A 12,858-nucleotide genomic window follows, 5' to 3' on the forward strand; every position below is an offset into this window, starting at 1 on the left:
TATGAGCGATCAAAACGTAGAGACGCGCACGCTGCGATATTTTGTCGCGGTTGTCGAGAATCTCCATTTTTCCAAGGCCGCGGACCGCCTGGGGATTTCCCAGTCGGTGTTGAGCGTGGCCATCCAGAAGCTGGAGGCGCAGCTGGGCGTCAAGCTGCTGTTGCGCAATAAGCGCCAGCCGGTGTCGCTGACCGACGCGGGCAAGACGTTTCATGCCCATGCGCTCATCGCCTTGCAGCATATCGACCAGGCGGTGCAGATAGGGATGCAGGCCGCGCGCGGGCTGGCGGGCGTGGTCCGGGCGGCTTTCGTGGGATCGGCGGTCACTACGGGCGCGATCCAGGGGGTGTTGAGAAGTTACCGCGCCGAGCACCCCGCCGTGCGGGTGGAGATCCTGCCCATGGAGACCCCTGCCCAGCTGGAGGGTCTGAAGAACGGCGTCATCGATGTCGGCATCTTGCGGGCCAGGCGTGAGTATCCCAAGGGCGTGGACGCGATCGTGCTTCAGTCGGAGCGCCTGGCCGTGGCGATGGCGGATAACCACCTGCTTTGCCTGAAGGACGAGCTGGCGCCGGCCGATCTGGCGCGGGAGTCTTTCATCATCCCGCAGTTCGACGAAAGCGAAGGGTTTTCGGAGATTCTGGCCGAGCTGGGGCGCGCGGGCGGATTCGCGGCCCAGCCGCATCAGCGCGTCAAGGATTTCATGTCCGCGATCGCCCTGGCGGCCGGGGGCTATGGCGTGGTGCTGGCCCCGGAGTCCATCATCAGGCTGTCGCCGCCCGGGGTCACGTACCGGCAGATTACGGGCTTTGGCCGCCGTGTCGATCTGGCGCTGGCCTTTCGGACGCGCGGCAATTCGCCGGCGGTGCTCGCCCTGATCGACAAGGTGCGCGCGGCCGGCCCTATTCGGTGAAGCGCATCGTGCTGTACAGGCTGTGCGGCAGGGGCTCGAGGATGGGTAGTGTGCTGACCTCATCGCGCGGCCGCATGTCGATATAGGCTTGCAGGACGTCGGCATCGAGCACGCCGATGTCCTGGCGCCGGTCGGCCGGCACCTGGGCCAGCGTGCGGTAGCCGTCGCCGCCCGTGGCATTGAAGCTCAGGACAACGAGTTTGTAGCGGCGCCCGGCATCGAGCGGGCGCCAGCTGGCGCTGGGGCGGTCGTAGACCTGGATGTTGCCGACGCGATTGCCCCGTGCCCGGGTCGCGTCCACGTTCCAGCGCAGGCCGCCCGCATAGGGGTAGGGGCCGGTCGAGCCGCGCGGGCCGAAGACCGCCTCCATGCCGTCTTCCAGCATGGCTTTGACTTCCGCGCCGCTTAAGTCCAGGCGCCAGAGCCTATTGCCGAAAGGCAGGACTTCGATGACCCTGGCCGCCGTGACGGCGCCCTCGGGCAGGGCGATGCGCACGCCGCCGCCGCTTTGCAGCGAGATGTCGGCCCCGCCGTAGTGGGCGTTGGCGACGTCGAGATAGGCCTGGGCCACGAGCTGCTGGATGTCCCCGCCGCGCTGGTGGACGCTGCCTTCGGCATTGCAGGCCGCGCTGGAATTGCTGACGTCGCCGCGCCGGCCAGGCACGCGCCGGCGGCAGAGTTCCCGCGCAACCGTGGCCACCACGCTCCGGCTATAGATGTCGGCCTTGGCCTTGAAGGGTTGCAGGGCCGCCGTCGCGACGGGGTCTGGCGCCTGTATGCGCAGCATGCCGCTGGCCTTGGCGCCGGCCAGGAAGGCCGCCTGGTCGGGCGCGGCGGGCAGGGCATCGCCGACCCTGAAGTCCTGGTCGATCAGTACATGGGGCCGGCCGGCGCAGCGGATGACGTCGCCCTTGGCGTCAAAGTCCACGTTCAGTTCGCCCACCACTTGGCTGTATTCCCAAGCCTGTACCAGGCAGACGCGCTTGCCATCCTTGTCGCGCGCTTCGGTGGGGTAGCTGCCCTCGGGAGAACCGACCTCGTAGGTGGCCAGGCTGGCGGGGCCGAGCAGGCTGTGGGAGTCGCCGCCCACCACCACGTCCACGCCGGAGAGCCGGGCGATGAGCTGCTTGTCATGGGGGTAGCCGATGTGCGAGAGCAGGATGATCTTGTTCACGCCCCGGGCGCGCAAGGCGTCGATACGGGCCTGGGCGGTGGCGGTTTCGTCCATGAAGTCCGTGCCGGGATCGGGACGGGAGGCCTGCCTGGTCTTGCCGGCGATGGTCAGGCCGATGATGCCGATGGGCTGATCGCCGCGCTGCACGATGGTGTCGGGCCGCACTTTGCCCGGCGCGGCGTCGGCGGACAGGGGCGAGTGCGGGCCGAACCGCACATTGGCGCTGAGGACGGGCGTTTTGCAGCGGCCCTCGTGCAGGGCGTCGATGAAAGTCTTCAGGCCAGCGTCGCCTTTGTCGAACTCATGGTTGCCTAGCGCCATGGCATCGAAGCAGACCGTATTCATGAGCGCGGCGTCGGCCTGGCCGGGCTGGCCCGCGTGGTTGAAGTAGAGCGTGCCGGTCAGGGCGTCGCCGGCATGCAGCTTGAGCACATTGGGCGATTGCGCCGCCAGGGCGTCGATGGCGCCTTTGACACGGGCAAAGCCGCCCGCGCTGACGCTGACGGCGGTGGCGTCGCCGGCGGCATTGTTCAGCGCGAGTGTCCTGCGCCGGCTATCGAGATGGGAGTGGTGGTCATTGATATGCAGGATGGTCAGCGTCATCGCGCGCGGCGCGCCGCGGCCGCTGGGGTCTTGCTGGCTGCCGCAGGCGGCCAGCAGCGCCAGCGCGCTTGCCAGCGTCGCGGCCAAGGCCGGGCGTTTGCTGTGCTTCATGGGCCTCTTTCCTTGCGGGTCAGGATCTCGATGGTGCGCGGGCGGGATGACGCCGCCGTGACGCGCGACGGAACCCATCCGCAGTCTACACAGCGGGGAGGGTTCTGGCCGGCGCGCGTCAGTCCGGTCGTGCGATGTCTAAGGGTTAGCGAGCATTAGCTCTAGAATTATCATTCTAGTAATATGCGCGCTGTTGATCGCCGCAGGGCAGGGCGCGGCGACACCCGCTTTGATCCACGACCCCGCCAGGCGCCGCCCACAGGGCCGCAGGCCACCGGAGAGACATACATGGCAACTTTGACCGAAGAGAGCACCAGCAAGCGCATCCAGACCAAGAGTTGGGATATCCACTATCACGAAGCGGGCCAGGGCAGCCCCCTGGTGCTGGTGCACGGCGGCGGTCCGGGCGCGTCCGGCTGGAGCAATTTCCATCCCAACATTCCCTATCTCGCGGAGCGTTTCCGTGTTTTTGCCATTGACCTGCCCGGCTGGGGCAAGTCGCAATCGGTCAAGTACGAGCAACGCGACAACAGCGGGGCGCTTGCCGAGTTCATCGAGACGCTGGGCCTGGGCAAGGTGGCCATCGTGGGCAATTCCATGGGCGGCTCCTCCTGCATCCGCCTGGCCTACGAGCGCCCCGACCTGGTGTCGCACCTGGTGACGTTGGGCTCGTCGGCCGGCGTGCCCAGCATCTTCGACCCCGCCGGCCTGAGCGAAGGCGTCAAGGCCCTGGAGGCCGCCTACTTCCAGCCCGGTCCGGAGTCCATGCGCAAGTTCATCTCGACCATGGCTTTCGATACGCGCCATGTCACCGATGCGTTCGTCGAAGAGCGGGTCAGGATCCTGACCTCGCGGCCGGATCACATCGAAGGCTGGATCTCGGGACATGGCAAGCCCATGGTCCGGATCGACCAGGCGCGCCTGGCCGAGATCAAGGCGCCGGCCCTGCTTGTGCACGGCCGCGACGATCGCACCGTGCCCTATACCGCGGCCTTGCATCTGGTGCGGCAGATTCCCGACGCGCGCATGCTGCTCGTGACCCGCTGCGGCCACTGGGTGCAGCTTGAGCATGCCGACGAGTTCAACCGCTCCGTCGCGTCCTTTATCCAAGGGCATTGAGTCCGGGGGCGCCATGATCACTTCACTGGCTTATTTCGGCGTGACGTCTCCTTCGTATCAGGAATGGGAGACGTTCGGCCCCGAGGTGCTGGGCTGCGAACTCGTGCAGGCCGGACCCGACGGCGCGGTGCGGCTGCGCTTCGATGAAGCCGCCTATCGCATGGCCATCCATCCTGGCCAGAAAAACGGCGTGGCCTATATCGGCTGGGCGACGGCGGGTGAAGACGAGGCAGGCGTCATCGCCGACCGCTTGCGGCTCCAAGGCCTGGCCGTCGCGCGCGCCGGCGCCGAGGAGGCGGCGCTGCGCCAGGTGCTCGGCTTTTATTGGTTCGTGGATCCTGAAGGCATCCGGCATGAACTCGCCTGGGGCCAGATGCGGCCGCGGTCGGTGTTTCGCCCGGGGCGCGCCATGAGCGGTTTCCGCACGGGCGACCAGGGCCTGGGCCATGTCGTGCTGGCCGTGCCGGACCTGGCGGCAAGCGACCGCTTCTATCGCGAACTGCTGGGTTTTCGCCTTTCGGACACGGTGATAGACGGCCCCATCCATGCCCACTTCTACCACGTCAACGGGCGTCATCATTCCCTGGCGATCGCGCGCGCGCCCACCGAGCGCGCGGCTTTCCTGCATTTGATGGTGGAGGCCAACACGCTTGAAGACGTGGGCACGGCGCTTGATCTGTGCGAAGCGCGGCAGATTCCGGTCACGCGCACCCTGGGGTGCCACACCAATGACCGGATGATTTCCTTCTATCTGCAATCGCCGTCGGATTTCCGTATCGAGTATGGATGGGGCGGCCTGGAGGTCGGGGAGCTGTGGGAGCCGCGTTACTACGACCGCACCAGCACCTGGGGCCATCGTCATCAGCACAAAGAGCTGTCGCCCTTTCTCATGATCGAACCGGTGGCCGCGCCGGCCTGAGCGCCGTCCGGCCATCTCGAAGAACGCTATTCATCTCAGGAGTTTTATGATGCATCCGGTTGTTCAGGGCTTGCAGAGCCTCGGCGATAAGGTCGCCAATGAAGTCGACGCCAGCGAGCGCCGTGGTTCGCTGACCGACGAGGCGGCGCGCCTGCTGCGCGAGGCTGGGGTGGTCAGGATGTTGCAGCCCAAGGACTACGGCGGCGATGAAGCCCATCCGCGAGAGTTCTACGAGGTTCTCATGGAGCTGGCGGCGCGCGCACCCTCCATCGGCTGGGTCGGCGGCGTGGTGGGGGTGCATCCCTTCGAGTTCGCCCAGGCGGATCGCCGCCTGCAGGAGGAGGTCTGGGGCAAGGATAAAGACACCTGGATCGCCTCGCCCTATGCCTTTATCGGCCGGGCAAAGCGGGTGGATGGCGGCTTCGTGCTGAGCGGCCAATGGCCGTTCTCTTCGGGCACCGACCATTGCGATTGGGTGGTGCTGGGCGGCCGCGCCGAAAAGCTCGGCGGGCCGGCTGACGCATTCACCGAGCCCTATCACTTTATGCTGCCCAGGGCCGATTACGAGATCCTGCAGGATTCCTGGCAGGTCATGGGCCTGGCGGGCACCGGCAGCAAGGATGTCGTGGTCAGGGAGGCCTTCGTGCCGGACTATCGCACCCTGGAGGTCGGCCGCCTGAATTCCCGCGACTATGCCGCCAAGAACCGTCCGGACTCGATGCTGTACCAGGTGCCGTTCGATCTCTTGTTCCCCGGCGCCATCGCGGCGGCCACGGTCGGTATTGCCGACGGGGTTGTCAGGAGATTCTCGGAATACTCCCGCGACCGGGTATCGCGCATGGGCGTCAAGGCGACCCAGAATCCCTATCATATGTCCGACCTGGGAGCGTCCATCGCCGACATCGACGCGGCCCGTCTGCAGATCTTGAACGATATCACCGAGGCCTATGAGGTGGCCGCGCGCGGCGAGCGCGTCACCAGCGCGATGCAGGCCCGCGCGCGGGTCCATCAGGTGCGCGCGGTGCATCGCGCCGCCGAGGCGGCGGCGCGGGTATTCAAGAGCGCGGGCGGCAATGCCAACCGCCTTTCCAATCCGATCCAGCGCCAGTGGCGGGACCTGGCGGTTGCGCTGGGGCATGCCTGCAATGTCGAAGATCCCGTGTACGCGGCCTTTGCCGGTTCGCTTTACGGCATTCCCGCGCCGGCGGGCGTCATCATCTGAAGCCACGGCGGCAGCATGGGGTGAGCAGATCATGGAAAAAGACCTGAGCCAGATCAATGGCGAAAGCTTGCGTGCCTTGTTGGGCAGCTATCCGACGGGCGTGGCGGTCGTGACCGGGCGGGATGCCGCCGGGGCGCCGTTGGGGATGGTGGTGGGGACTTTCACTTCGGTGTCGCTCGAACCGCCGCTGGTGGCCTTCCTGCCCATGAAGACCTCGCGCACGTTCAAGGCGCTGCGCGAAGGCAGCGATCGCTTTTGCATCAATATTCTTGCCGCCGACCAGGAGCCCATATGCCGGGCCCTGGCCGCGCCGGGCGAGGACAAGTTCGCCGGCATCGGCTGGCAAGCCAGCCCCCTGGGCAATCCCGTCATCGACGGCGTGGTGGCCTGGATAGATTGCAGCTATGCCAATGTGGTGGATGCGGGCGACCACGATATTGTGCTGGGCGCGGTGCGGTCCATGGGCCTGGAGCGCGATGCGCTGCCCCTGCTGTTCTTCCAGCGCGGCTATGGGCGGTTCGCGTCCGGGTCGCTGCTGCGGGCCGATGAGCGCGCGGCTTTCCAGTATGTGAGGATGGCCGAGGCGGCCCGGCCCGAGATCGAGGCGATCGCGGGCGAGCTGCGGCTGGGATGCAGTGTCGTGGCCTCGACCGGCGCCGACTCGCTCTATGTCGCGACGGCGGACCACCCCGGCGCGGCGGGCGCCCCGCAACGCCTGGGCGTGCGCGCGCCTCTCATGCCGCCCCTAGGTGCGCTTTTCGTCGACAGCCCGGCCGGCGTGCCGGCCGACGAATGGCTGGGCCGTCTCGGCAAAGGCGGCGCCCAAGCCCTGCCGCGGGCTCGGGAGCAATTGGCCCGCGTGCGCGAACGGGGATGGTCGATCGCCTTGCTTGGCGATCTGCCCACGCAGGAGCTGGACGCGGCGATCGACGTGTACTCCTGCGCCCACCGCACGCCCGAGCAGGAGCGCCGTTTCCTGTCGACCTTGTCGGCCATGTTCGACATGCACGAGCCTGAGCGGATCGAGGATGACGGGAGCTACGATGTACTGCATCTTTCGGTGCCGGTGCGGCGCGCCAACGGCGATACGGTCCTGGTCCTGCGCCTGAGCGATTTCCCGCGGCGGGTGCCGGGGCGCGATATCGCCCGCATCGTGGCGCGCCTGCAGACGGCGGCCCGCAATGCCGAACCCTTGATAAGCCGGATCGCGGCCTAGCGCATCTCCGCCCTGGCCCGCGCCACACAGAACTGGGTATTCGAGAGACTCATCGCCGCTATGGATATTTCGCAACTGCGCAGTTTCGTGGCGGTCGCCGAGGCCGGCAGCTATATCAAGGCTTCGGAGCTGTTGAGCGTGCCGCAGCCCACCCTTAGCCGCCAGGTACGGACCCTGGAGATCGAGCTGCGCGCCAGCCTGTTTCATCGGCATGGGCGCGGGGTGCGCCTGACCGATAGAGGCAGCCGCTTCATTGATTATGCGCGGTCGGTGCTGAAGACGGTGGATGCGGCGCTGATCTCGGTGCGGGATTCCGATGCGGTCTACGCCGGCGACCTGACCATAGGGCTGACGCCCAGCATCGGGCGCATCCTGATACCGGCCCTGGCGCCCCGGCTCAAGGCCCGCTTTCCGCTGGCCTCGGTCAAGCTCGCCGAAGGGCTGTCAGGCGCGCTCTATGACAAGGTGCTGCTGGGGCATCTGGACTTCGCCGTGGTGCTCGGGCCGGCCAGCTCGCCCAGCCTGAGCGTGGAGCCCCTGGCGACCGAGCATCTCTATCTGGTGGGGCCGCAGCCCGCGGGAGGCGGGGGGGCGGACATCGCGCTGGCCGAGCTTGTCCATCTGCCGCTCATCCTGCCGTATGGCAATCAATGGACCCGGCCCGCGCTGGAGATGGCCGCCGCCCGCCTTGGCCTGGGCCTGAAGATCGCGCTCGAGATCGACTCGACCGCGTCCACCATCGAAATCGTGGCGCAGGGCGGGGGCTATTCCATCCTGCCGGGCAGCCTGCGACAGCTGCGCTCCCTGCCCGGGCTGTCCTGGCAGAAAGTGGTGAACCCGTCGTTGGAGGCCATCATCTGCATGATCAGCCCGACGAAGCTGCCCCGCACCGAATTGTCGCTTGCCGCGGCCGCCCTGGTGCAGGAAACGCTGCGGGAGCTGTATTGAGGCGAAAGAGAGCGCGGGGCTGGCGGCCAGCTATACCGCAAGCGCATAGCTGCGTTGCGCCTGCCCATATTGAAGCGCAGTCCCAATGATTTGAGAATGGATGAAGTTGGAGGATACGACGGTGAATCAAGTGAATGAAGCTTCGTTGATCGAAGACCTGGCCCGGCGTCTGCGAGACGCGGAAGCGCGGAGGCAGCCTATCGAGCCGCTGAGACATGGGCTGGACGGCGATGTGGAGCGGCTGGCCTATGCCATCCAGCAGAAGAATGTCGAGCACGCGGTCGCCCAGGGCCGGCGCGTCGTGGGCCGGAAGATCGGCCTGACATCGCGGGCCGTGCAGCAGCAGCTTGGGGTGGACCAGCCCGACTTCGGCGCTTTGTACGCCGACATGGTCTATGGCGATGACGAGCCCGTGCCTGTTGGCCGGACCCTGCAGCCCAAGGTGGAGGCGGAGGTGGCCCTGGTGCTGGCCAGCGATATCGATCGGCCCGACGCCACATTGGTCGAACTCATCAATGCGGTGGCCTATGTGCTGCCGGCCATCGAGATCGTCGGCAGCCGCATCGCCAACTGGGACATCAAGTTTGCGGACACGGTGGCGGATAACGCTTCCAGCGGGCTGGTGGTCATTGGCGCGGTGCCGGTCGGGCTGCGCGGCCTCGACCTGAAGCAGGTCGAGATGAGCATGACCCGCAATGGCGAAGAGGTGTCGCGCGGCAATGGCGCGGCCTGTCTGGGCCATCCTTTGAATGCCGCCTTGTGGCTGGCCCGCAAGCTGGCCGGGCTCGGCCATCCGCTGCGCGCCGGGGATCTCGTGCTGACCGGGGCATTGGGGCCCATGGCGGCGGTCATGCCGGGCGATGTTTTCGAGGCGACGATCAGTGGCGTGGGCGCCGTGCGGGCCCGCTTCGCGCCAGAGTAAACAGGCTCTTTTTTTAAGGTTACCGCGAGATGCGCAAACTCAAGGCTGCCATTATCGGCAGCGGCAATATCGGCACGGACTTGATGATCAAGATCCTGCGCCACGGAAAGCATATCGAGATGGCGGCCATGGTCGGCATCGATGCCGCTTCGGACGGCTTGGCGCGGGCCGCCCGCCTGGGCGTGGCGACCACGCATGAGGGCGTCGAGGGCCTCATGCGCATGCCGGTTTTCGATGACATCGATTTTGTCTTCGATGCGACCAGCGCGGGCGCGCATGTCAGGAACGACGCGCTGCTGCGCGAACGCAGGCCGTCTATCCGCATGATAGACCTGACGCCCGCGGCCATTGGCCCCTACTGTATTCCGGTGGTCAATGGCGAGCGGCATCTCGATGCCCTCAACCTGAACATGGTCACCTGCGGCGGCCAGGCGACCATTCCGATGGTGGCGGCGGTGTCCCGGGTGGCCAAGGTGCACTATGGCGAAATCATTGCCTCGATCGCGAGCAAGAGCGCCGGCCCGGGCACGCGCGCCAACATCGACGAGTTCACCGAAACCACGTCCAAGGCCATCGAAGCCGTCGGGGGCGCGGCAAAAGGCAAGGCCATCATCATCATGAATCCGGCCGAACCGCCCCTCATCATGCGCGATACCGTCTACACCTTGAGCGAGCCGGCCGACGAAGACGCGATCGCCGCTTCGGTGGCGCGCATGGCCGCGGCCGTGCAGGCCTATGTTCCGGGGTATCGGCTCAAGCAGGAAGTGCAGTTCGACCGCATTGAAACACCGATCCGGATCCCCGGCGTGGGCGATGCCATGACAGGGCTGAAGACCTCGATCTTCCTGGAGGTGGAAGGCGCGGCGCACTATTTGCCGGCCTATGCCGGCAATCTCGACATCATGACCAGCGCCGGGCTGCGCACGGCCGAGCAGATGGCCGAACGCATGCTGGCCGCGGGAGAACAGGCATGAAGGCAGGCAAGAAGCTCTATATTTCCGACGTGACGCTGCGCGACGGCAGTCATGCGATACGGCATCAATACAGTCTGGAAGATGCCAAGCGGATCGCGCGGGCGCTCGACGAGGCGCGCGTTGATTCCATCGAGGTCGCGCATGGCGACGGCTTGCAGGGATCCAGCTTCAACTATGGCTTCGGCGCCCACACCGATCTCGAATGGATCGCGGCAGTGGCCGGCGTCGTCAAGCACGCGAAGATCGCCACCTTGCTGCTGCCCGGCATCGGCACGGTGCACGATCTGAAGGCCGCCTATGAGGCGGGCGTGCGTGTCGTGCGCGTGGCGACGCACTGTACGGAGGCGGATGTTTCGCGTCAGCATATTGAATACGCCCGCCATCTCGGCATGGAGGCCGTGGGCTTTCTGATGATGAGCCATATGACCAGTCCCCAGGCCCTGGCGCGACAGGCCAAGCTGATGGAGAGCTATGGCGCGACCTGCTGCTATGTGGTGGATTCCGGCGGCGCCCTCGGCATGGAGGATGTGCGCGACCGTTTCCGGGCTTTCAAGGAAGTGCTCAAGCCCGAGACCGAGACCGGCATGCACGCCCACCATAACCTGAGCCTGGGCGTGGCCAATTCCATTGTCGCCGTGCAAGAGGGCTGCGACCGTGTCGACGCCAGCCTGGCCGGCATGGGGGCCGGAGCAGGCAATGCGCCGCTGGAGGTTTTCATCGCCGCGGCGGACCGCCTGGGCTGGGAGCATGGCACCGATCTCTACAAGCTCATGGACGCGGCCGATGATATCGTGCGTCCGCTGCAGGACCGGCCGGTGCGGGTGGACCGCGAAACGCTGGCGCTGGGCTATGCGGGGGTGTACAGCTCCTTCCTGCGTCATGCCGAGGCCGCCGCCCGCAAGTACGGCCTGAAGACCGTGGATATCCTGGTCGAGCTGGGGCGCCGCCGCATGGTGGGCGGGCAGGAAGACATGATCGTGGATGTCGCGCTCGATCTCTTGCGGCGCCAGGAGGCGGCCGCGAAGGCATGAGGCCAGGGCAGGGCGGCGCGGCGAGGGTGGAGAAAATGAACGGTTCCATGCAGACGGACATCGCCCTGGGCTTTACGCCCATGGACGATATCCATGAAGAGTTTCTTGCCTTGAGCGCGGCCTTGCAGCGCGCCAGCGACGCGGAGTTGACGGCGCAGCTCGCCTTGATGGAGGCGCACCTGAAGACGCATTTCGGCCAGGAGGATGCGTGGATGGCGCAGACGGCCTTTCCTCCCCGCGATTGCCACATCCAGGAGCACGCCGCCGTCCTGGCCTCGGTGCATGAGGTGCGGTTGCTGCTGGCGCAGGGCAATGTTCAGGTATGCCGCGATCTGGCCCGCGCATTGGCCGAGTGGTTTCCTGGCCATGCCACGCATCTGGATTCCGCGCTGGCGCATTGGATGTGCAAGCAGCGTTTCGGCGCCAAGCCCCTGGTATTCAGGCCCGGAAAGCTGACAAGCGCCTAAACGGCGGCGGGCGCGCCAATACGGAAATTGCATAGCAGTGATGTGAACTTTCGAGTTGCGGTTTACCTCGACTCGCATCAAAATTCTAGAAAATAAATTCCAGAACGTGAATCTGGAAATACTATCTGGAGACAAGTCCAATGCGGTTCGGGGCATTTCGATCCATCGGAAAGCCATTGCTGCGCTCGGCCATGGATGTCGGAGCCCGGAGCCTGCCCGCGCGCCGGGCCCTGGCGTTGGCATGCGGCATGGCGCTTGGCGCCGCGCAGATTGGCGCGCAGGCCGTCGGCGCGCCGATTGAGCTTGGCGTCGCGGACTACCGCTCCTATCTTCCGGAGACGCATTCGCTGCGGATGGCCCTGCATGCCTTTGCCCGGCAGGTCGAGACCAATAGCGGCGGAAGATTGCATGTGCGGGTATGGCCCGGCGCGCCCGCCGGTTCGCCACAAGACCAGATACAGGCGCTGCGCACGGCGGCGCCCGGGGCGCCCGACATCATGGTGGTGGCGGCCACGGGGCTGGCCGGCCTGAGCCCGGACTTTGAATTGTTCGACCTGCCTTATGCGCTGCGCGACGACGCCAGCGTGGACGCCATTTTCGACGGCGGCGTGGGCCAGCGTCTGCTGGCCTCGCTTGCGCCAGCCGGGCTGGTCGGCCTGGGCTGGATGGAAAACGGTTTTCGCCAGCTGAGTTCTTCCCAGGCGCGGATACAGGGCTTGGCGGATTTCAAGGGCCTTGCGGTCCGCACGCTGCCCACGGCTGTTTCCACGCAGGCGTTCTCCGCCTGGGGCGCGCGGCCCGTTTCCCTGCCGGCCTCGGGCGTGCATGCCGCGCTGCGTTCGGGAACCGTCCAGGCGCAGGAAGGTTTCGTGACGCAGCTGCTGGACAGCCGGCTTTACGAGGTCCAGAGGCATGTCTGGCTGACGAATCATTCCTTCGGCGCACAAGTGCTGGTCATGAACGCGGCGGCCTGGCGCGGGTTGAGCGAGGCCGACGCCCGCGCGCTCAAGGAGGCGGCCATCGCGGCCTCGCGCGAGCAGCGCGCCGGATCCCGCGCCGAGGCCAGGCAGGCCTTGGCCGAGCTGTCGTCGCGGGGCATGCAGGTGCACCGGATGCCGCCCCGGACATTGGAAGATCTGGCGGATGCGACCGCCGATGTGCGGCGCCGGCATCCGGCCTTTCTCCAGCTCGGATCATCCCCGGTTTCCCGCTTAATGCAAAACCCCCAATAGGCAAGAG

Annotated in this window: 12 protein-coding genes; 11 read left to right on the forward strand and 1 reads right to left on the reverse strand. The window is 66.4% G+C overall.

What is annotated here, in order from left to right; genetic code table 11:
- The first annotated feature begins 1 nt into the window (after position 1).
- Positions 2-913: a LysR family transcriptional regulator gene (locus L540_RS08605; protein WP_043215179.1), complete on the forward strand. Its 912-nt coding sequence runs from the start codon at positions 2-4 to the stop codon at positions 911-913.
- On the opposite strand, the gene L540_RS08610 is transcribed toward L540_RS08605, so the two are convergent.
- Positions 903-2,801, reverse strand: coding sequence for a bifunctional metallophosphatase/5'-nucleotidase (locus tag L540_RS08610; protein WP_043215177.1), 1,899 nt, complete (start codon positions 2,799-2,801; stop codon positions 903-905). The genes L540_RS08605 and L540_RS08610 overlap by 11 nt on opposite strands.
- Positions 2,802-3,089: 288 nt before the next feature.
- Between L540_RS08610 and L540_RS08615 the strand changes: the two genes are divergently transcribed.
- The 10 genes from L540_RS08615 (at position 3,090) to dctP (ending at position 12,851) form a co-directional block, all read left to right on the forward strand.
- On the forward strand, positions 3,090-3,920 hold the full coding sequence (locus L540_RS08615; protein WP_043215176.1) for an alpha/beta fold hydrolase: 831 nt from the start codon (positions 3,090-3,092) through the stop codon (positions 3,918-3,920).
- Between the two features lie 13 nt (positions 3,921-3,933).
- Positions 3,934-4,839 (forward strand): VOC family protein, encoded by a 906-nt coding sequence (locus L540_RS08620; protein ID WP_043215174.1) that lies wholly within the window; start codon positions 3,934-3,936, stop codon positions 4,837-4,839.
- Between the two features lie 46 nt (positions 4,840-4,885).
- Positions 4,886-6,061: an acyl-CoA dehydrogenase family protein gene (locus L540_RS08625; protein WP_043215173.1), complete on the forward strand. Its 1,176-nt coding sequence runs from the start codon at positions 4,886-4,888 to the stop codon at positions 6,059-6,061.
- A gap of 31 nt (positions 6,062-6,092) precedes the next feature.
- On the forward strand, positions 6,093-7,277 hold the full coding sequence (locus L540_RS08630) for a flavin reductase family protein (RefSeq protein WP_048026202.1): 1,185 nt from the start codon (positions 6,093-6,095) through the stop codon (positions 7,275-7,277).
- Between the two features lie 60 nt (positions 7,278-7,337).
- Positions 7,338-8,225, forward strand: a complete 888-nt coding sequence (locus tag L540_RS08635; protein WP_043215171.1) for a LysR family transcriptional regulator — start codon at positions 7,338-7,340, stop codon at positions 8,223-8,225.
- Positions 8,226-8,355: 130 nt separating this feature from the next.
- The gene (gene mhpD / locus L540_RS08640) at positions 8,356-9,147 is read left to right on the forward strand and encodes a 2-keto-4-pentenoate hydratase (protein ID WP_043215614.1); all 792 of its coding nucleotides are present in this window, start codon (positions 8,356-8,358) and stop codon (positions 9,145-9,147) included.
- Positions 9,148-9,176: 29 nt separating this feature from the next.
- Positions 9,177-10,121 (forward strand): acetaldehyde dehydrogenase (acetylating), encoded by a 945-nt coding sequence (locus L540_RS08645; RefSeq protein WP_043215169.1) that lies wholly within the window; start codon positions 9,177-9,179, stop codon positions 10,119-10,121.
- Entirely contained in the window at positions 10,118-11,152 is a 1,035-nt protein-coding gene (dmpG, locus tag L540_RS08650; protein ID WP_043215167.1) for a 4-hydroxy-2-oxovalerate aldolase, read from the forward strand. The genes L540_RS08645 and dmpG overlap by 4 nt, the downstream gene beginning before the upstream one ends.
- Before the next feature lie 35 nt (positions 11,153-11,187).
- Positions 11,188-11,619 carry a bacteriohemerythrin gene (locus L540_RS08655; protein WP_043215164.1) on the forward strand — a complete coding sequence of 144 codons (432 nt, stop codon included), beginning with the start codon at positions 11,188-11,190 and terminating at the stop codon, positions 11,617-11,619.
- A 248-nt stretch (positions 11,620-11,867) separates the two neighbouring features.
- Complete coding sequence (dctP, locus tag L540_RS08660; RefSeq protein ID WP_165590405.1) at positions 11,868-12,851, forward strand: TRAP transporter substrate-binding protein DctP; 984 nt, start codon at positions 11,868-11,870, stop codon at positions 12,849-12,851.
- Positions 12,852-12,858 lie beyond the last annotated feature (7 nt).

Origin of the sequence: Bordetella pseudohinzii (genome assembly GCF_000657795.2) — a bacterium.
GTDB classification, from domain to species: Bacteria; Pseudomonadota; Gammaproteobacteria; order Burkholderiales; family Burkholderiaceae_B; genus Bordetella; species Bordetella pseudohinzii.